We start from the raw sequence: 19,955 nt of genomic DNA on the forward strand, positions 1-19,955 counted from the left end.
GAACGGTCGACTGGCTATTAGGCGGATAGTCCAGTACCATTCGGCGCGGCAAGCGTCAATAGATTACTCATAAATGAATACGGTAGTGTGAAGACCAATACGGCAAAACCCGGAAACTTAAGAGACAACGTTTAGTTTAACCCAATATGGGCGTGTCAGCTCTCTTCGACCCAGACGGCATCGCCGTCATCGGAGCATCGAACACACCGGGTAAGCTTGGGAACGACGCAATGTCAAACATTGAAGCGTACGACACCGAGATTTACCCTGTAAACCCTTCGAGTTCGGGGACTGTCTTCGGATATGAATTCGTCGACTCGGTCCAAGAAACGGACGCGGACTTAGCTTTCTGTTGTGTTCCCGGATCGCTGCAGCCAGAGGTGCTTGAAGAATGTGGTAAAGCAGGCGTAGATGCTGCCGTGATCTTTGCTGGTGGATTTGCCGAAGCCGGTGATGAGGGAAAAGAACTCCAAGAGGCAGTTGCAACGATCGCAAACAAGTACGATATTACGGTTCTCGGACCGAATACAGCTGGATATGCGATCCCACACAACGATCTATATGGGTCGTTTGTCCCACGTATTCGTGATGTCAATCCCGGGAATATCGGACTCGTTACGCAGAGTGCTGGCGTCGGCATTACCATGTCGTTCCAGCTCACACGTGAAGGATACGGTATTTCAGCGATGTTCGGTCTTGGAAATCGGATGAACACAGAATTCGCCGACGTTATTCCACTGCTCGACGCAGATCCGAAAACTGATGCTATTGTTATGCATGTTGAAGGGACGGAGGACGTTGATGCACTTTTAGACGCCTGCCAAAGCTCAGAGACCCCAGTTGTTGCATACAAAGTCGGCAAGCATGACATCGCCGATCTCGCCCAGGCACACACGGCAGCTCCAGCACAGGAGAACGCAATTTATGAAGATGGATTTGATCACCCCGGGTTAGTCACTGTTTCTTCGACTACAGAGCTGATCGATGCTGGTAGAGTCTTAGCTGACTCGCCGACACCGAATGGAACAAACGTGGGAATTGTGACGGCTCAGGCCGGCCCCGGGATCATCATTACGGACTACCTCAAAGGTACAGATGCAACCTTCCCAAATCTGACCAACGAAACACGAGAACAGTTAGATGACATCCTTCCCGGAATCACGTATACGGAGAACCCTGTCGATACGGGTCGACCAATGCCGGAGTTCGGAGAGGTTGTCGACATAGTTGCACGCGATGACCGAATCGATATCATCCTCGTCTACGAAATATATGAAGATTCATTGGGCTACCCAGTTGATGAACTGTCGAAACTTTCAACGGAGGTCGACAAGCCGATTCTTTTTACCGTTGCTGGCCCCGACCACGCACTTGAACACGAACGGCAACAGATGGAGAATCTTGGGATTCCGACATTCGATACGCCTGAACGTGGAGCACAAGCAGTCACAGCACTTATCGACTCAATCTCAGATACCTAATTAGTGCAACTTGCAACATGAACAGGTCGTACATTCGGATTGTAACGTACCGATCTCCTCCAAAGAGACGCTTAGTCTTCCCAAATAGGATTTTATACCCACGAATGACAATTTAATAATGGGGATATATTGTGGAGTTGCTGATATATGGGCTTCTATACTACATTTGATTTCGTGTGATCTTTGCGAGATACTCGCAATTAGTGCTCGCCATGAGAACAAGAATGTGTTGTGTGCTAACGGTAGATATTCTATCAAACCATGCTCACACACGCTATTGCTTACAAATCTAGTGATGTAATACGATGCCCGATAAAGCCACCGTCCGTTAATTTGACTGATTAATAACTTACAATTGAATAGTAGCGAGGATGGTTACAAGACAATTGTCTGTCCTTTTGACGATTAGGCTTGGACTCAATAGAATTCAACAAAGACCGTATCGTGGTGTAACACCAACAGTGGTTGATGAGCAGCTTTTCATGAATAATAATGTCTTCATTTGCGGTATACTCGCAATCTTGATTCACTATTCAACATAATTATCAATAATTATTCTTCACATTTTATTGAGCTTCCTATTCGTATGGTGGATGGCTCATTCATCTTCGATCTCTACAACCTGACAATTCGAACTACCGCATTTATTGGACGCAAAAGAGTGTGAGAATTGATTGCGAAATAATCGCAAATTACAAGTGGACTTTGCAACTATTGCTGCATATGTCTGATGACGCTATACCGCTCAAAACAGTTCACAGGGCGTTCGAGATTATCGAGATACTCTGGGAGCAAACTAGTGCAACTACATCCGAACTTGCGGCACAACTGGACATCCCAGAAAGCACAATCTACGACTATCTTCAAACCCTTCAGTCGATGGAATACGTTACACGGACAAAAGGCGAATATCGGCTGAGTTACAAACCACTTACTATCGGAGGACGGGTTAAGTATCGGAGTCGCTTGTTTAGAGTTGCACAGAGAGAACTCCAGCAGGTGGTCACAGAGACTGGTGAAGTGGCAGACATCAATGTCGAAGATAGTGGACAAGCAGTAATTCTGCACTACGAACGCGGTGAACAAGCATTGGATCTTGGGATGTATCCCGGCATGCGGACACCACTTCATACTCACGCTTCTGGAAAAGCTATCCTAGCACACCTCCCCGACTCCCGCGTCGACGAAATCATTGATAGTCATGGGTTGGAGTCAATGACTGACCAGACTGTTACCAGCGTTGAAACTCTCAAGAATGAACTTGAACATATTCGGGAGGAAGGATATGCAGCCGACTGGGATCAACAGGTCAGCGGTATGGGCGTTATTGCTGCTCCAATTCTTGTTAATGATGACATTTTAGGTGCTGTAGGCATCATTGCACCAAGCGATCGTGTGCAGAATGAATCGTATCAGGAACAACTTCAACAGAGGGTTCGTGAAGCGTCAAGTACGATTTCGATCAACTACCAGTATAGTCAGTGATTTACCCTTCCCTACGTACTTTGCACACTGGGGATAGAACTTCCCATTCTATGTCATGACTTGCAGATACAACACGGGTATCCGTAGCGGTCGGGTTTTTTATCACCACTACACCATAGGTTGGAACGTAGTAGTGGACGAAGAGGCGCTTAGTTGATTTTAGTATCTATAGTGGCGCTTTAACCAACGACCGAAGCTAAAAGCACTACTAATGTTGGTTAACAACGCTAGTATATTTTAATACATTTTCATTTAAGGTTTTATTTTGACAGGATTAACTTACTCACGTCTCGTTTCGACTATCTCGATAAAATTCGCTGCTGTCGTCCGGACTCGTCCAAGTCGATCTTGAATTGCGTCCGAATCATCGTCCTCCCAGTCGATCCAGTGTTTGATCGTGTTGTGCAATTCGTCACATCGGGTGTTGTACTCGTCAAATGATACCGCAAAGTTGGTACTCGTAGCCACTGGTTTTCGAGACGGACGCTTCTATCGAGCGCCCCGCACCTTGTGGGTCCGAAAAAATCTTCTTTTGTTACTTGAGTTCTGCCTTGGTATGGTGCCATCTTAACCAACACAACTCACACTACAGGAACTATGTTGGTTAATTACTGAACAAGGGAAATTCCCTAGCAGATGTTTTCTTAATAATGGACATCCCCCGGGATGATCCACAGCTGCTCGTCGGCATCGAGTATATGCCCAAGGTGTTCCCGATTACGAATCGCGTCGCCGAATTCGGTGTAGAGGTAGAGCGACGGGCCACGATACATGCCGAGATTGTAGCAGGCGTGGCGGGCGAGATCTTTGTCGTGCATGAGCTCATCGTCACTGAACTCGGTAACCGCCGTTCTCACCCGCTTAAGATTGCGTTCAAACTCCTGCTTGGTTGCTTCCCACCCACGTTCGAGGAGTTCCGCTCCGTCTTCGGAGTCGACTGGTGCAACAACCGGAAGTTCGCCCCACCGAGCTTTCCCGGCGCCGGATGATCTCTCGTCATCGAACGTCACGTAGTAGTCAAAGATGGCAGCGTTGTCGGGACCAGCGCCAACCAATCGGTCAAACGCTGCTCTTCCGCATGCAAGCGCAGCGTCTTCAGTCGATGCTTCTACGAGTGCGTAAATTACCTGGTGCATATCGGTCACCTCGCCAACGCATTGATTCGACACAACTCCATCACACAACACTTCATCTGTGCGCCGGCACCTATCGCCGGCGCCAATAAAATCACTCTGCGAAAGGAGCAGACGCATACGTAATTCGCACTACTCTTCCCGAAGTTCCCACCGACCAAATCGCACAGGATCAGCACGGAAAGCCACCAAACCAATCGCAGATTTTCATGCCCAGAATGCTTTGATTCGGTCGTCTAAGTCTTCCAGAACACGTGAAAGTACATCTCGCCAATCGCGTGCATAGTCTGCATCGGTTCCCGGTGTCGTTGCATTCGGTGGTGGATGGAAATGTGAGTGGGTATTGTGGCTGTTCGGATGGCGATCCCACCTGCACTCCCACTGGTCACCGTCCGTGTATTGTTCGGAGTAGTGGACGTTGAAATCATTTGTCTCGTACCACCGAATCTGGAGATACGCACGATCGATGGCTGCTGGAAAGTATCCCGTATCATATTCTGCCACGACTGAGCTCGGCGCATACTCTGGCTGAAACACGATCTCTGAGAACCGATGGCTTTGTCTAAGATGCTGTCCGATTTGTTCGAGAACCTCGGTATCGATCCCACCGACGTTCTCCGCGACGGTATCGTCATCATCCGACCGGTCTTTAGGCATCGACTCTTGCCCCACCACTTGACGGATGGCCGTTCTGGCGCGCCGCATCTAACAACTCTGCACGCTGCTCAAGCGTCTTCCACTCACTCACCGCTTCCCACAGCTCTTCGACCGATGACTCTCCACTCTCATCCACAAGTGAGACATCGTCCGGACTACTAGTATCGAATCGCGCTCGATATTCTTCGAGTTGCGCCATCGTCTCTTTGAGTTCCTCGACAATTTCACTATCCGAATACTGCTCTCGAATCCGTTCGATTCTGCGCCACCGCAGATACGACTCGTTCCGCTCATACCTCACAGGTCGTCCCGGAATCTCGCGCGTCATCCCCATCGAGGTGAACCATTCCAGGTAGTCTCGGGCGGTTTCGGTATCGCAGTTGGCTTGTGCTGCGATTCCGGCTACTTTTGTTGGGGTACGAAGTTGCAAGATTACTCCGAGGAGTCGTTCTCGCGTTGGGCCACCTTTTAGAACCTCTTCGGGTGTATCCCAATCGGTGAAATCAGGCGGTTCCTCGTTCGGTTCTCGAACATCGTCAGGGATGTCGGTCAAATCCATCACCATCCACCGTGTGTTTTCTAAGCTAAGGTGATTATCGGTCATATATCTATCGCACACTGAATTATTTCTGTTCCACTTTCTTCATAGAACGTTACGTGGGAATTGAACGCGGCACCAGCGTATGGGATAGCTCCACTTCAACGATCGAATTCCCTCTGCCAACGCATGGACTACATGTTGTGTTACTGTGTGATGCGCCGGCACCCATTCCCGGTGCTAATAAAATCCTTCTACGAGAGGAGCAGATTCACAAGTGATTCGTCCTACTCCTCTGGGAGATCACGACGCCCGGATCGCACACAAGGCCAACACGGAAAGCCACCAAGACCATCACAGTCACAGTCGGCTGGCTGGTTACTGTCGCTGTCTTCTGCATAGGTTTCAGTTTCATTCTCAAATTGTATCCCGCCGTCTGCGGCAAGGGAATGGTCAGTCACTGCCTGCAGGATTGGGGTTCGAATTGCGACGCCAACCCGATGTTTGCATGCACCGTCGTAGCGATCGTCCGCAGGACACTCACAGGCAATCGGTATCCCATCGTGAACAGTGACGAGATATTCATGCTCCGCTGGTTTTGCGTGACTGGTATTCCGAACGAGGACACCCCTCGTTGTGAGTGAAAATTCGAGGGCTTCGTACTGGGTGCGCTTTGCAACTCGGTTCGTGAACGTCAGGTGGGACAGGACGTTGTTACTGGACATACTCGATCCACGAGGCACGCAGTGTGCCCCGCACCCCTCGGGGGCACAAAACAACGTTCCTGAGAGTCATACCTCTCTTCTCATCGTTGGTAACTCATCGAGTGACACAACGCTTGTTATACCTTGTTGCATTGTGTCGAACAATGATTGATGAGGGGCAACGAGGCATAAGGGCATGTATACAGATTCATCCAGGCGATGATACCAGGATTTTCCGACTCGGCGCCGCTGACGACATTCTCCGTATATTGATGCTCATGAGACAGAATTCACGCTAAAGAACTTGGTCGAGAAACCGACTATTCCCGATCAACCGTCTGACGAGCACTTGAGTTACTCACTGAGTTGGGAGTCATTCAGATCCGAGAGACCACACAGCGAAAGTACGTTTCCATTGACACAGAGCACATAGAGAAGTCAGATCCCATCCTCGCCATCGAACAACCAGAGTATCATCAACCGGTTCGGACATATGTTCAGCGGATCAAAGACGCTCTCGGTGACACTGATGGGTCCAGGACATCATTGGCGTCCTTGTGTTTGGAAGCGTTGCACGGGGAGAAGCAGATCGGAAGAGTGAAATAGATCTCTTCGTCCTCGTTGAAGGGGATCGAACTGTCGTTCGACGAATTGTCACAGAGGTCGTTGCTGAGCTGGGAGACGAACAATTCGACGGTGATCGCTACGAGTTTGAATCGTATGTCGAATCCGTAGAGGATGGTCGATGTACAATTGTTTCGAGTTCGTCGAGATCTTCGAAGTCACTATTTCCCGTATGAAGGGTTTCACAGTCGGTAAGAACAGCTGTTGCGAGGTGAATGGCATCTGCATACGACAGCTCGCGCTCTCGGCGCTGATAGTATTTCGTGCGGAGCCGTGATGCGTATAATGCAATTTCACTCGTGACAGGAACGACGTGGATCTGCTCAAAATCCTCGATTGCACTCGTAACAAGATCTGCTGTTTCACTGCTAACCTCGCGATTGAGGATATAATCAACCTCTGTCAAGGTAATCGTTGAAACGATGCCACCAGCGTCCCGCGCATCGTGAATTGTTTCTTCGGCGATATCCGACAGCGTCCCATCAAGACCATATTCAAGCCAGACCCACGAGTCGAGATAGATCACGCGTGTCTGTTCCACTCGCGTCGTTCACGCTCTAACAACTCTGCTGCGTCGAGTTTAAGTGGAGCGGCACGCTTTCGGGCGGTTTTGAGACGGTCCATCGGGTTATTTGGAACGCCGATCATTCGAACGCCACCGTCCTCATCGAACCGAAAGAGGACCTTTTGCCCTTCTGTAAGCTGGAGTCGCTCTCGAACTTTCTTAGGGATGGTGATTTGTCCCTTACTGGTGATTGTTGCTTCGTACGACATCGTCTGTTCTCCTTACAAAATAGTTGCTTGTAATGCGTATATCTGTTTCGCATACCCCTGTACTATCGTCTGACTACGGACCAAACCAATATCAATGACTATCGCTTAACCGAATCGGTAAATCGCGATCCCATCGTGGTTGCATTCCGGGCACACGTTTGTTTCGACCTCGACCGTGGTTCCACACTGGCGACACTCGGCGATGATGGTGCTGTATGATCGGCCAGTAAACTGTATCAGGAGGTCTTTCATGCGAACTCCGGCCTGTGATTAGTTCGCTGTTCCTCAATGATGAGTCCACAGTCCTCACAGACTGTTTCGATCACGTTGGTAGTGACCAGGCCGCCACATCTGGGACACTGGTTGATTAGTTCGCTCGGTACGTCTTCGTCAAAGCCGTTTGCATAGTTGTCGCTGCGTATCATCGAAATCATTCCTCATCAAGACGCTCACACTGGAACGCCCCGCACACTTGAGGGGCAGAAAAAACCCCCGGCGGTCGAAGCATATCGATACGCAACAGAGGAATCAGATCACGCTCATCGACATCAATTCTCCCAATAGTTTAACAGAGAATACGTGCTTTGACATCGAATCACTGACAGGCTGTCAACGACGGTCGAGGTTGGGATCGGTGGCCGAACTTACTCTGGCCGTTGTGCGTTTTCGTATTTGACCATCTTTTCGGGTTTGTCAGAGATCGTCTCATAGATGCGTTGTAGGGTCTCTTCAGCGTCGAGGAGATTGTGTGTCTTGAGGAACTTGCGCCCCTCGTCTGTCAATCCATAGAACTTCCAGGGATATCCTTGTCGGCGCTGGTCGTCGGAAAGTGCGACCTCCTTCACGATACCTGCCTCGATCAACTTTTGGATGTGTTTGTACACGGTAGCGTCGCTGACGCTCGGATTGAGCTGTTCGAGCTCGTACATCGACGGGAGTTGTCGTGGGTGTTGAAGGATATTGGTGAGGAGTGCAAACCGAGTCTGTTGGGTCACAAAATGTACCAGTTCGCGGTTGTTCGCACCGTCACCAGTTCCCAACTCTGTACTCATATCACTAGCTACGAACTGGTGACTCAAGTAGTTTACTCTGAGGTAAATTACCCCAGAGTAAACTGAACCTCATTATTCGGTAAATTACTTAATAAACTCTTTATTCCCTGCGTAATATAAGTCCTGTATGCCAGACGAGGAGTCACCGATTCCAGAGGACATTCTCAAAAGCGCTACGTCACAACTCAAGCAAGAAGAGATCTCGCTGGCTGATAACGAAGAGATCACTCACACGCTGAGTGAATTGACACCCGTGTACGAGAACGACCGCTCGTACTTCGTTCTCGGAAACTATGATCGAGAGTCAATTCGACGATTGAACCTAGTCACCGATCGTTTGAATCGTCGGGAGGACGCCTACGCGTTTCGAATGGTTGATATCCGTGGCGAGTGGGACAATAGCATCCAGAAATTCTGTCTTATCGCCGACCTCGTCACATACCTCGTCGGTGTTGCTGAGAAAGATCCCAGCGATTTCCTCGTCGAACAGGGGCTGCTCGTCGGAACCACCGAGTACTTCTCGAAAAGCTATGTTCTCAAACGCGAGTATGACGACGAAGAGCATCCGTTTGGGTGGATGCAAGATGGTGTCTTCGATCTCTTCGAGAACGAGGGACGGTTGTATCGGTGGCGAGTGGACGATGATCTTCTCGAAGCTGCCGAGTCACTTCCGTGACCTGACTAAAGATACCGAGAACCAGATCGCCTTTTACCAATAACATGTGACTCGAACTCGGTAGACTACGTCGGGCAAGCAGACGCGGTCGTGAATAGTCTGCTTTGCGATCAGTGATTTACACGCGGTTCCGACCACGCTACTCTCTGGCAACCCCGTCTGTGGTCGGATTATCGTTTGTGTTCTCCGCCGAAACTTCACCGGGAAGCTCCACATCGGCTTTCAGGACAATACCCTCCGTTTCCTTCTGAGTTGGCTTCGTCAGCTCGCATCCATCCCGCGAGGTCGGGATGAGCGAACGTGATCTCGATATGGTGACCACCGACGCCCGTTGCATTGTCAATTGACAGCGTTCGCGATTCTTTGTAGGTCACACCGGGCACCCGTTCGGCCATTTTTCTCCATGACGCGATAGCCATCGTTTGTCTACGCACAGCCGTAATGCGTCGCAACCTCTCGGTAGTCTAACTGTGCAACTTTTGGTTGGTTACGTGGCGCTCTGTTGCTGGAACCACTGTGCCAACTCTTGTTGAAACCGCTCAAACCACTGGAGGTCGTCGTGAAGGACGTCAAATACGACCTCCTGATCAACGTCACCATAACGATGGGCGAGAATATTGCGGAACCCAACGGCTTCTTCCATCTTTACCTGTGTCTCACTCGTGATGACCCCTGCCTCACCGAGGGCCTGTATCTCTTGCTTTGCGGTTTCACTTGCTGAGAGATCCTCTGTAGAACGGATATGCTGGGCAATATCGATACACGCTTGAATGAGATTCATCAATGTTCGCTCGACTGCCCGCTGTCTAATCATATCGGTCAAATACTGGTCTCGTGACTGTCCACGCATCTGCCGCAAATCATCGGTGTATTGGTTTATATACTGGAGCTTATCGACGAAGATCTCTTCATCGACCATTCACACGTCACCGCTCGCAAGTCGGTCGATGAACTCTTGCCGTTCTCGTTTTCGCTCATCGACGGTTGCACCGTACTCTTGTTCGACTTGCTTCCGATAATCGTCTACGACTGTTTCATCTCCGACGAGGAGTATTCCATCACGAACGGCTGAATGAAGGACGTTCAATGGAAGCTGTTCGATGTCGCTTACGTCCACAAAGCCCTCGGCATATGCTTGGAGGTCAGCATCGATGCGATTCCGTCGTTGAAACCGCTCACGGGCGTCAAGTTGATCCGGGAAGTGGAGCGCAATATCGACATCGGATGTCGGTGTGGCCGTCCCTCGTGCATGGGATCCAAATAATAGAGCGAACGTGACTTCAGTTTGGGAAAGATATGACTGGAGCCGAGTGACATCAACACCGTCGATGTCCGGGTCGCTCGTCCGCTTCATGGGTTAGTGTTTGCGAGCGATGACTAATATACTTACGTTGGGTCCATTCCGGACGAGTACAATCGATATAGAACATAGGGGGATGGGGCTCTTCTGTGATCTCTCCCAAGCAGAAAACGCGAACATGGTTGTCAGAATCAAATCGCATTCTCCTGACGGTCACATTCTCGGCTGATTCAATCACGAGCTTCCGACCACAGACGCGGTGGTCGGTACCAGCTCTCTTCCTCCCGCTTGTTTGTAGCCGATAGTTGCCGATACAACTGCCGTACTTACGAGTAGCCGGACGACGTCTGTCCTGAGCTGTGTCAATTCGGGACGTCCACAACCGCGGTCCTGGTGGTGTTTGTGTTAGAGTCGTGTCCCTCTCGAGTGTGTTTTCGTCCCGACCACGCTACTCTCCGGCAACCCCGTCTGTGCTCGGAGTGTCGTCCGTAGTTTTGCTGTTCACCTCACCGGGAAGTTTCACATCGGCTTTCAGGACAAGGCGTGTTTCTTGGTAGATCAGTCCGTCTTTGGACCGTTGGCGTTTGATTTTCCCAAGGCGGCCATTCGAGAGTTCATGTATTGCGTCTATCGTCCGTCGAGCCAGCTCCTGGCTATATTTCTTGCTCACGCCGCACTCCTTCAGTCGAATCCACTTAGCAAGCTCTGAGGCATCGAGATACGCACGAATCTCGCCACTGTCGGTCGACCAGATCGAATACCGACCAGCATCATCGCGCTCGCGCCACGCCTTGCTTGCGAGTTCGTCCGGTTTGCGATTGGTCACCGACATAAACATTTCATCGTCATAGCGAGCCAATCGCTGTATTGGGAGGTGATCGGCTATCGAATGCGCGACTGCACCACCGCGACCGAGGACATCTTCCTCACCGGGGAGACGGAAGTAGGTCTTCCGGTCGTCTTTGATGATGCGTTCGAGTTCGTTGCCACCGACAGTGATCCGGTCTTCGTTGACGTTCTCGGCGAGCAGGTAGGCACCTTTCTCGAACTCGCGGGCTTGGAGTTCTTCGATGCGGTCATCACAGGACTGATTTTTTGGAAAGTTAGCTCTCGGTGGGCTTCCAGTCGCTGAACTCGCTCGATGATCTCATCGACCGTGAAGTCGGTCGCGATACGACTGGCTTCCTGCCATTCGAGATAGCCTTCGTTGCGCTCGTATCGAGCCGGGCGACTCTCGCTTTCATTATGGGCGATACCCATTTCGACGAGTCGTTCAAGATGCTTTTTCGCGGCGTTTGGTGAACACTCGGCGGTCTCTGCGATATCAGCGTAGGGGGTCGGCGCCGTAATCCCAAGGATCGTATCGTAAACACGCCCGAATGTGTCGGTATTTTCCCGCCACCGCTGTCGGATATTGTCGGTGGCGTCTCGGTTGGGAGTGGGATCGAACTCGGTCATTGGTGATACTACATGCCGTTTCACAACATATATTTGGAATTTGAAAATATTATGAGGGGGTATCGAGAATCGACAATTTCTCGAAGACCACGATGTTAGTATTGAATACTAACATCGACGAGTTTCACTTCGGAGTACAGCGAGTGGGCCTCTCCCGTTTAGATCGCTTATCGTTCCATGGCTCAAGAGATCGGCTTGATCAGCTGTATGAAGTCCCAAATCGACGAGCCTGATCTCCTAAGAGACCTCTATGAACCCTCGACGCTCATTCTGCAAGCATATAGCCCCTGTCAAAACCGTAACGAACGACGGGACGCTCCAGAAATGTCTATGCGAGGACGACGACGATGTCGAATCAGAAGACTGCGACTGTGACGGCGTCGGTGGTTTCCCGTGTTGGACATACGCGCGAGCGGGACGAAAAGAACTGCCGAACTAACCACCGATCCCGGCGTTTATTGGTATGTAAGATTCACTTCAACCATCTTTGTAGCTCGCTGGAGCAACTCTGGGATGTCTTCTCGAAACCAATCACCGTGAACACGATGAGTTGGTCCAGCAACTGTAAGCGCACCAAAAAGAGCACCCGTTTCCTGATTCACTATCGGAGCAGCAACACCTCGCATTCCTTCTAATCGCTCTTCATCATCGAATGCAACGCCAAGTTGACGTATACGTTTTAACTCAGCGTCCAACTCATCCCGATCTGTGATTGTTTGTGGCGTTCGCTTCGGCAGTCCATGCTGTTCAATGATTTGGTCTACTCGTTCCTCCGGAAGATGAGCTAAAATTGCTTTTCCCGTTCCGGTACAGTGAAGATATAAACGGATTCCCAATCGTGCGTCTGTTTTGACTGCTTGATCCGTTCGATTATAGTAGAGATATACTGCTTGTCCGGCCTCTTCAACGGCAATGGCAGCTGACTCCCCTGTTTCTTTTACCAGATTATTCACTACCGATTTTGTAACCGGATAGACGAGATGGCGATTGAGTGCATTTGCTCCGAGACGAAGCGCTTTCAATCCAACAAAATATTCCGTGCCATCATTTTGGACATATCCACGATTCTCAAGTGTCTTAAGATGGCGATGGACTGTACTCTTTGGCCGATCAATCTCGGCAGCGAGCGTTGAGACCCCTGCTCCATTTAAATCCCCAAGTTTCTCCAGAATTTCGATACCTGTATCGAGTGCTTGGATTGGTGGCTCAGGTTGGTCAGCCATTGTGTTTGTGTATGTGGCCTGTTTGTATAAATACCGTTCCACTCTGTGGAACATCATTATCCGCTGCATGGAACGTTCCCTTCTTTCATTTAATATTATTATCAATCATAATAATCCACCTATAAGCATAGCGGTCTTCCTCGGCTGCCGTTCCATTCTACGGAACAATGGCAATAAAGACAGAGTTTTATAGTAAACTTCCAATAATATTGTCTCCCCACTGAATAGGTCGATTTAGGAAATACCAATAGTAGGTCTATATCCTTGAATACTCCTTTTTCTGGCCTAAATACTGTATTTTGCTAAATCCTATCTTCTCATCTTCGAAGCGACAATCTCTCTCATCCGGCTTCATTATAGCTATATTCTGATATAGAATTTATAATAATATATTAAATAGAATTATATAGTGTCTATCACCACGTTGAGTCGGTGATTTAGACCACATGGGACTCATCGGAGCAATTGGAATTCTCGTTGTGTTCGCAGTTTTCGGGATTCTAATGATGACAGAGCTTGTGCCTACTTTCGTTGCATTGGCTGCAATGGCACTGAGTATCGCCGCTGTCGGTGGACTAGGAACAGATCAAATAATTAATACGGTAATTGTAGACGGTTCAACGAAGCTTGCAGCAGCGTTCGTTGCCGTGTTCTTTGGTGCTGCACTCGGCGCGATCATCGAACAAACCGGTATCGCCGAGGAGATCGTCAAATCCGCGGCGGAACTCGGTGGAGACAATGCGATCGTCGTTTCGATACTGCTCTACCTCGCCGTCACAGTCATTTCAACCAGCATTTCAGGATTGGGTGCGTTCATCATGATCGCGACTATCGTCTTCCCAATCATGGTTAGCATCGGTTTTCAGCGGAAAGTTGCCGCAGGTATCGTTCTCCTGGGATATGGCAACGGAGTCATGTTCAATCCAGCTAACTGGGTGTTCTATGCTGACGTCACGGGGATTGACCTACAGCAGGTGTTGGTATGGGCGCTTCCAACTGGTTTCGCTGCGTTGATCGCGGGACTCGCGTATATCGGATTCCAGACAAAAAGGGGCAATATTCAGGCGACCTGGGCGACGAACGCCGAAGACGTCGGATCGACGGCAGACGAAATCGAACAACAGTTCGAATCGATCGTTCCAACATACGCGCTTCTTGCCCCAATTCTCCCGGTTTTGCTGGTTATTGCCGGCAGTCCCGTCCTGCCTGCCTTCGTAGTCGGTATTCTCTACGCGGCTGTCACGAGCAAACCCGGACTCAAAGCATTCAAAAACATGAAACAGACATTAAATCAGGTTACATACGCATTCCATGAGGGGATTTCGGACGCCGCACCAGCAATCGCGCTGATGGTATCGATCGGGTGGCTCCTCCAAGCCGTCTTCGCCAAGCCCGTGGCAACGACAATGGAGCCTCTACTTAGACTTATCATCCCGCAGAATATGATGCTCTACGCCGCGATGTTCATCGTCCTGGCCCCCCTTGCGCTGTACAGGGGGCCACTGAACCTGTGGGGCTTGGGAAGCGGTATTATCGGTGTTCTCGCCGCAATTGGAATTAATCCAGCTCTCATTACCACCACCGCAGTGAGTGCGCTTCGGGTACAAGCACCAGCTGACCCAACGAACACGCACAATGCGTGGACTGCAGACGAAATGGAAATCAATGTTAATGACATCACTAAAAGCATTCTTCCATTCGCATGGTTTACCGCTGGAGTGGGTGTTGTTGTTTCAGTGTATCTCTTCGGGCTCTAATCCATGACACAGATACGAATCGGTATTGACGTCGGTGGAACGTTTACAGATGCAGTTGCGATTGATACCACGACCTTCGAGGTTCTGGATCAAGTGAAAGTCCCAACGACTCACGATGCGGGTGCCGGAGTCGCCGCAGGGATTGTTGAGGCAGCCTCGACAATACTCGAATCAGTCGAAGCCACTCCTGCTGACGTTGTGTTCATCGCACACGGAACGACACAAGCGACTAATGCGCTTCTAGAAGGCGACGTCGCAAAGGTCGGCGTACTTGGGATGGGACGCGGTCTGAAAGGTCGACGCGGTCGGTCCGAAACCCAAATCGACACCATCTCACTAGATAATGACCAAACGATCGAGACTGAACACGGATTTGTGATGCTCGACGACGGGGTACCAACTGATGAGATCGAACCAATTCTCGAGCGGTTTGCGGACAAGAACGTTGAAGCCGTCGTCGTAAGTCAGGCGTTCGGCGTCGACGACCCGACTGCGGAAAACGCGGTCTGTGACCTTGTGACCCGAGATGGGCTTGCTGCCATCGGTGCGAATGTTGTTTCAAAGCGCTATGGCCTCAAGGTTCGAACCCGGACAGCGGTCGTTAACGGGAGTATCCTTCCACGGATGATAGAAACATCGCGCTCGACCGTTGAGAGCATTGGTGGAATGGGGATCGATGCCCCGCTCATGATAATGCGGTCAGACGGTGGCGTGATGGAAATAGAGGAGATGCAACGACGTCCTATCCAGACGATTCTTTCTGGCCCGGCGGCAGGCGTTGCCGGCGCGTTGATGTATGAAAACATCACCGACGGTATCTTTATCGAAGTTGGTGGCACCAGCAGCGACATCAGCGTCATTGAGAAGGGACAACCGAAATGGAAAGCGGCCGAAATCGGTGGTCATACAACTTTCCTCCGGACGCTAGACATTCGAACTGAGGGAATTGCCGGTGGATCGATGATTCGTCTTGATGGCGACAAAATCGCAGAAGTCGGCCCTCGAAGTGCTCATATTGCCGATATTCCGTATGCGGTATATGCTGACCCCGACGAAATCCAGTCACCCTCGCTTGTCCGCCTTCGCCCAAAACCGAACGATCCCGAATACGTTGGTATCGAAACGGCGAATGGGAATCGATACGCGCTGACGCCGAGCGGTGCAGCAAACTTGCTCGGGTATGTCGACGAAACAGCCTATGCAGCCGGAAATCCAGAGGCAGCCAGACGTGCGTTCGAACCACTTGCTGACGAATTGGGGGTAGACGTTGAGACGGCCGCTGAGATGGTGCTTGATGCAAGCATCGGAAAGATTATTCCTGTTATTGAGTCGATCGTAGAAGAGTACGATCTTGACCCAAAACTTCTTGAATTAGTCGGCGGCGGTGGCGGGAGTGCTGCCTTGGTTCCATATCTGGCCGCAACAACCCCCTACGAAGCACGGCTTGCTCACAACCATGAGACAATCAGTACAATTGGTGTTGGGTTGGCGATGGTTCGCGACGTCATCGAGCGAAACGTCATGGATCCTGGTGAGGACGAAATCCAGCAGCTACGACGGGAAGCCATCGATTCTGTTGTCGGTATGGGAGCGAGTCAAGAAACGGTTGAAGCAAAAGTCGAGTATGATAGCTCCCGAAACCTGCTTCGCGCGGAGGCTGAAGGGTCGACCGAACTTCAAACGCGTGACCTCTCCCAGGGAACAGTTGATGAGGCGGAACTCCGGGAAACAGCGGCTTCAAGCCTCGATGCCGAGGCTGAAACCATTGAAAAGTTTGCTTCAATTGGGGGGCTGTCGGTGTATCAATCCCAAGAGACAAGTTCAAAATTCTTCGGTCTTATATCCAGCAGTACTCAACGACTCGCTGTTCTCGACGAAAGTGGCGTCGTCAAACTCAAGCTTAATGATGCGGAGGTGTACAAAGCGACTGGTGAACTTCTTACTAAGGTGGTCGACAAGGTTCTGGACGAAGAATCCGTCTTTAGTAACGCTTCAGCCAAGTTGCCGAACCTCTACATCTGTCATGGTAATCAACTGTTAGACGTTAGCGGCATCTCGTCACGTGAACAGATCCACTCGCTGCTCGACGTTGAATTCGAGGAGATACCGGACTCAGAACAACTCCTGATTCTAGCGGAGAAGCCATGAACCCGGTAGTTAACCCCTCTGGAGCTGAAATAACAGCCTCGGATACCGAGCATTTGTCATGGATCCAGCGTGCGAACGCAACTGGACAAACCCGTGCCCGAAATATTCGCGACAAATATGGAACGAACAACCCATTTCAGATTGCCATCGAGGAAGATATTGAGATTAACCAGGATCACTGGAACGGTTTCGACTCAGTTCAGTTACTTGGGGCGTACTCGGGTGGTGCTATTACCCTGTACGAGGGACAGATTGACCGAGTTGCCAACATTGCTGACATTGACCGGAATATTCTCCGAAAAGCCGTTTGCAGCCACGAGCTAGCTCATTATCTGTTAGAACAGAATCCGCCGGAGTGGCGAGAGCAATATAGTCCAATTAAACGCGCACTACGGTGGCTTCGGCGCAAAAAAACATCCAGACCATCGAGACGTAGCCTCGAAGAGTGTGCCGCACACTCATTTGCTACTACATTGATTCCTGAATCTGTTGCATCGTTCGCTCAGCAATCCCAATAGAAATCGATCAGAATACTCACACAGCTATGACTGAAGATCACTACCCAATCGTCGTCGTCGGAGGAACCGCAGGTGGAATTGCAGCTGCAGTACGTGCTGCACGAAACGGTGAACAAACATTACTCGTTACCTACAACCAGCATCTCGGCGGGATGATGGCTGGGGGATTGAGCTATACGGACACACTGATTAAAAAATCTCGAGCACCGCTTCTCGACGAGTTCTTCTCATCAGTTCGTGACCACTATCGAACAGAATACGGGGAGAACTCAAAACAGTACGAGTTCTCCGAGGATGGCTATATCTGTGAACCTCACGTCGCAGAGGAGATTTTCGAGGAGTTTGTCGCGAATGAGCCGAACTTGACAGTCTCCCGTGGATATCGTCCGACATCGGTTACGCGAAATGGATCGATTATTCAAAAAGTTACGTTCGAAGCGTTTGACAGCGATTCAACCTTCCAGGCTACTGGTTCGACGTTCATCGAAGCGACGTACGAGGGAGATCTCATGGCGATTGCTGGTGCGGCGTACCGTGTCGGTCGAGAGTCACGCTCGGAATACAATGAACAATTCGCAGGGCGGTTGTTCACTGGAATTCGTGGTGACCGATACTATCCGCGGGCCGCGGTCGGTGATGGCGATGACACCGCACCGATGGATCGCCGTGGCCCTCTTCATGTGCCAACAGATAAACAGCAAGGCGATCTCGACATTGTACCGCATCCAGCGGGCCTTACAGAGATTTATCCGAGGAGCACTGGCGAGGCGGACAACGCTATTCAAGCATACAACTATCGCCTCTGTTTAAGCCGGGATCCGGAAACAAGGCGGCTCCCGGATAGACCTGACGGATACGACCGAGCTGAGTATCTTGAAGAATTAGACGAGATCATCGAGAGCGGTGTTCGTCAGTATCTGTTACTCCGATACCTCCCGAACGAAAAAGCCGATATGAACTCGGCTGACCTCCCAGGCGAAAATCATGATTATCCGGATGCAGGGTGGGATCGGCGCGACGAAATCGCAACACGACACCGCAATTACGCGCTTGGACTTCTGTATTTCTTACAGAACGATGATGCGGTTCCTGATGAAATTCAATCGTATGCTCGCGAATGGGGTCTTGCCACTGACGAATTTACGGATACGGACAACTTCCCGTGGCAGCTTTACATTCGAGAAGCACGACGATTAGAGGGGCGAACTGTCTTCACTGAAAATGATGCACGCCATGCCCCCGGATTGGACCGCACACCGATCAAGTCGGATGCGGTTGCCATTGCTGAGTATCCACTGGATTCTCATGCCTGTCATACCGAGCGACAATTGGGTAGCCAGCCAGAGGGATTCTTTTATGCATCGCAGGTTACACGCCCTTCACAGGTTCCCTACCGATCTATGCTACCGAAAGGCATCGACAACTTACTAGTCCCCGTCCCATTGTCAGCAACACATGTCGCCTATGGTACGATTCGCTTAGAGCCTACTTGGATGCACATCGGCGAATCGGCGGGTTTTGCGGCTGCACTTGCCGAGCAACAGCAGGTTCCACCTGCCGATATCGATAGTGAAGAACTTCAACAAACGCTCGGTGAGTCTGGTGTTGTGTATTCGTTCTTTAATGATGTTGACCGTTCTGAATTCGGTTCTGAATCGTGGATTCCCGCGGTTCAGTATCTCGGCTCGAAAGGGTTCTTTGATTCATATGATGCCAACCTAGAGACAAAACTGACAAAATCGCGGGCTGAACAGTGGAGCAAGAATACCGCTGCATTGTTATCTAATACCGGTAAGGAGCCAACTGTATTGGCCCAAGATCTGCCCGATAGTGAACCAGACACTTCTTCGCTCACAACGGGCGATTTTCTCCAGTTGCTACGAACTGAGCTACACAAGGATGAATTACCGCCATCAGTTCTTCCGTCGGATCTTGAACCAAGTGATCCCATTTTAATAGGCCATGCAAGTGTTATTTGCTACCAGCTTCTCAGGAATCATGGTGATGGTGAGTAGCTGGATTGACCCGATTATGGGTTAGTCAAAGAGTCCACTCTCTTGGCTGCAGCCAATTCTTGACGGACAACGGAACGCTCTCGATACAACGCAGTACTGCGAAGGTTTACTGCGCCAAAGTGGTGGCTCGTCTGCGAAAACTTCGATGCTCGAATTGCTCGATATCGATGCTCAAAGATAGCTCACAACCCTGAACAGCACTGTTGTAGTGAATACGGTGGGTCACTTCGCGTCGAGAAGATCGATTACTAACCAATTCTCGTTTAAGTAGTTCTCGCGATAAGCAATAGATACGAGGAAGATTTTCGCGGACTGCTGCATTCTGTGTGAGTCATTTCTATCGCTCTTGCTTCGGAATATGGAGCGACAGTTGGTTAGTAGATTATACTAACTCTAATCCCTCGTGAATTCT

General features: G+C 50.3%; 21 protein-coding genes and 2 pseudogenes. 9 read left to right on the top strand and 14 right to left on the bottom strand.

The window, feature by feature from the left end:
• The first annotated feature begins 146 nt into the window (after positions 1 to 146).
• Both OOF89_RS17775 and OOF89_RS17780 read left to right on the top strand, forming a co-directional pair.
• Positions 147 to 1,481, top strand: coding sequence for a CoA-binding protein (locus tag OOF89_RS17775; protein WP_266081500.1), 1,335 nt, complete (start codon positions 147 to 149; stop codon positions 1,479 to 1,481).
• Between the two features lie 723 nt (positions 1,482 to 2,204).
• The gene (locus tag OOF89_RS17780) at positions 2,205 to 2,966 is read left to right on the top strand and encodes an IclR family transcriptional regulator (protein WP_266081501.1); all 762 of its coding nucleotides are present in this window, start codon (positions 2,205 to 2,207) and stop codon (positions 2,964 to 2,966) included.
• Between the two features lie 644 nt (positions 2,967 to 3,610).
• Here OOF89_RS17780 and OOF89_RS17785 read toward each other — a convergent pair.
• The 4 genes from OOF89_RS17785 to OOF89_RS17800 all read right to left on the bottom strand — a co-directional run bounded on the left by OOF89_RS17785 (position 3,611) and on the right by OOF89_RS17800 (position 6,019).
• Positions 3,611 to 4,102: a hypothetical protein gene (locus OOF89_RS17785; protein ID WP_266081503.1), complete on the bottom strand. Its 492-nt coding sequence runs from the start codon at positions 4,100 to 4,102 to the stop codon at positions 3,611 to 3,613.
• 204 nt (positions 4,103 to 4,306) lie between these two features.
• Entirely contained in the window at positions 4,307 to 4,756 is a 450-nt protein-coding gene (locus OOF89_RS17790; RefSeq protein WP_266081505.1) for a hypothetical protein, read from the bottom strand.
• Positions 4,749 to 5,315, bottom strand: coding sequence for a DUF7342 family protein (locus OOF89_RS17795; protein ID WP_266081507.1), 567 nt, complete (start codon positions 5,313 to 5,315; stop codon positions 4,749 to 4,751). The genes OOF89_RS17790 and OOF89_RS17795 overlap by 8 nt, the downstream gene beginning before the upstream one ends.
• Positions 5,316 to 5,581: 266 nt before the next feature.
• On the bottom strand, positions 5,582 to 6,019 hold the full coding sequence (locus OOF89_RS17800) for an SWIM zinc finger family protein (RefSeq protein ID WP_266081509.1): 438 nt from the start codon (positions 6,017 to 6,019) through the stop codon (positions 5,582 to 5,584).
• Between the two features lie 536 nt (positions 6,020 to 6,555).
• Here OOF89_RS17800 and OOF89_RS17805 point away from each other — a divergent pair.
• Positions 6,556 to 6,798 carry a nucleotidyltransferase domain-containing protein gene (locus OOF89_RS17805; RefSeq protein WP_266081511.1) on the top strand — a complete coding sequence of 81 codons (243 nt, stop codon included), beginning with the start codon at positions 6,556 to 6,558 and terminating at the stop codon, positions 6,796 to 6,798.
• Here the strand turns inward: OOF89_RS17805 and OOF89_RS17810 are convergent.
• The 4 genes and pseudogenes from OOF89_RS17810 to OOF89_RS17825 all read right to left on the bottom strand — a co-directional run bounded on the left by OOF89_RS17810 (position 6,702) and on the right by OOF89_RS17825 (position 8,448).
• Positions 6,702 to 7,163, bottom strand: coding sequence for a PIN domain-containing protein (locus OOF89_RS17810; protein ID WP_266081513.1), 462 nt, complete (start codon positions 7,161 to 7,163; stop codon positions 6,702 to 6,704). The genes OOF89_RS17805 and OOF89_RS17810 overlap by 97 nt on opposite strands.
• Positions 7,145 to 7,396, bottom strand: coding sequence for an AbrB/MazE/SpoVT family DNA-binding domain-containing protein (locus OOF89_RS17815; RefSeq protein ID WP_266081515.1), 252 nt, complete (start codon positions 7,394 to 7,396; stop codon positions 7,145 to 7,147). The genes OOF89_RS17810 and OOF89_RS17815 overlap by 19 nt, the downstream gene beginning before the upstream one ends.
• Positions 7,397 to 7,650: 254 nt before the next feature.
• A pseudogene (locus tag OOF89_RS17820) lies at positions 7,651 to 7,821 on the bottom strand (TFIIB-type zinc ribbon-containing protein); the annotation flags it as partial.
• 219 nt (positions 7,822 to 8,040) lie between these two features.
• The gene (locus OOF89_RS17825; protein WP_266081517.1) at positions 8,041 to 8,448 is read right to left on the bottom strand and encodes a helix-turn-helix domain-containing protein; all 408 of its coding nucleotides are present in this window, start codon (positions 8,446 to 8,448) and stop codon (positions 8,041 to 8,043) included.
• Positions 8,449 to 8,575: 127 nt separating this feature from the next.
• Here OOF89_RS17825 and OOF89_RS17830 point away from each other — a divergent pair, with 127 nt between their 5' ends.
• Positions 8,576 to 9,124 carry a hypothetical protein gene (locus OOF89_RS17830; protein ID WP_266081518.1) on the top strand — a complete coding sequence of 183 codons (549 nt, stop codon included), beginning with the start codon at positions 8,576 to 8,578 and terminating at the stop codon, positions 9,122 to 9,124.
• 197 nt (positions 9,125 to 9,321) lie between these two features.
• On the opposite strand, the gene OOF89_RS17835 is transcribed toward OOF89_RS17830, so the two are convergent.
• The 4 genes from OOF89_RS17835 to OOF89_RS17850 form a co-directional block, all read right to left on the bottom strand.
• Entirely contained in the window at positions 9,322 to 9,519 is a 198-nt protein-coding gene (locus OOF89_RS17835; RefSeq protein ID WP_266081519.1) for a hypothetical protein, read from the bottom strand.
• 92 nt (positions 9,520 to 9,611) lie between these two features.
• Positions 9,612 to 10,043, bottom strand: coding sequence for a type VII toxin-antitoxin system HepT family RNase toxin (gene hepT / locus OOF89_RS17840; protein WP_266081521.1), 432 nt, complete (start codon positions 10,041 to 10,043; stop codon positions 9,612 to 9,614).
• On the bottom strand, positions 10,044 to 10,478 hold the full coding sequence (gene mntA / locus OOF89_RS17845) for a type VII toxin-antitoxin system MntA family adenylyltransferase antitoxin (protein WP_266081523.1): 435 nt from the start codon (positions 10,476 to 10,478) through the stop codon (positions 10,044 to 10,046).
• Between the two features lie 394 nt (positions 10,479 to 10,872).
• Positions 10,873 to 11,256: a hypothetical protein gene (locus OOF89_RS17850; RefSeq protein ID WP_266081525.1), complete on the bottom strand. Its 384-nt coding sequence runs from the start codon at positions 11,254 to 11,256 to the stop codon at positions 10,873 to 10,875.
• A 57-nt stretch (positions 11,257 to 11,313) separates the two neighbouring features.
• Between OOF89_RS17850 and OOF89_RS17855 the strand changes: the two genes are divergently transcribed.
• Positions 11,314 to 11,556: a hypothetical protein gene (locus tag OOF89_RS17855; protein ID WP_266081843.1), complete on the top strand. Its 243-nt coding sequence runs from the start codon at positions 11,314 to 11,316 to the stop codon at positions 11,554 to 11,556.
• Here the strand turns inward: OOF89_RS17855 and OOF89_RS17860 are convergent.
• Together OOF89_RS17860 and OOF89_RS17865 are read right to left on the bottom strand one after the other, a co-directional pair.
• Positions 11,532 to 11,882, bottom strand: a pseudogene (locus OOF89_RS17860) (DUF7342 family protein); the annotation flags it as partial. The gene OOF89_RS17855 and the pseudogene OOF89_RS17860 overlap by 25 nt on opposite strands.
• 455 nt (positions 11,883 to 12,337) lie before the next feature.
• Complete coding sequence (locus OOF89_RS17865) at positions 12,338 to 13,105, bottom strand: IclR family transcriptional regulator (RefSeq protein ID WP_266081527.1); 768 nt, start codon at positions 13,103 to 13,105, stop codon at positions 12,338 to 12,340.
• Between the two features lie 446 nt (positions 13,106 to 13,551).
• On the opposite strand from OOF89_RS17865, the gene OOF89_RS17870 reads away from it, so the two are divergent.
• Genes OOF89_RS17870 through OOF89_RS17885 form a run of 4 tightly spaced genes read left to right on the top strand, consistent with a single transcriptional unit; the run spans position 13,552 to position 19,543 of the window.
• On the top strand, positions 13,552 to 14,862 hold the full coding sequence (locus OOF89_RS17870) for a transporter permease (protein ID WP_266081529.1): 1,311 nt from the start codon (positions 13,552 to 13,554) through the stop codon (positions 14,860 to 14,862).
• Positions 14,863 to 14,865: 3 nt separating this feature from the next.
• The gene (locus tag OOF89_RS17875; protein ID WP_266081531.1) at positions 14,866 to 17,010 is read left to right on the top strand and encodes a hydantoinase/oxoprolinase family protein; all 2,145 of its coding nucleotides are present in this window, start codon (positions 14,866 to 14,868) and stop codon (positions 17,008 to 17,010) included.
• Positions 17,007 to 17,528, top strand: a complete 522-nt coding sequence (locus OOF89_RS17880; RefSeq protein ID WP_266081533.1) for a hypothetical protein — start codon at positions 17,007 to 17,009, stop codon at positions 17,526 to 17,528. The genes OOF89_RS17875 and OOF89_RS17880 overlap by 4 nt, the downstream gene beginning before the upstream one ends.
• A 26-nt stretch (positions 17,529 to 17,554) precedes the next feature.
• On the top strand, positions 17,555 to 19,543 hold the full coding sequence (locus OOF89_RS17885; protein ID WP_266081535.1) for an FAD-dependent oxidoreductase: 1,989 nt from the start codon (positions 17,555 to 17,557) through the stop codon (positions 19,541 to 19,543).
• The last annotated feature ends 412 nt before the right edge of the window (positions 19,544 to 19,955 follow it).

Origin of the sequence: Haladaptatus caseinilyticus (assembly GCF_026248685.1) — an archaeon.
Lineage (GTDB): Archaea > Halobacteriota > Halobacteria > Halobacteriales > Haladaptataceae > Haladaptatus > Haladaptatus caseinilyticus.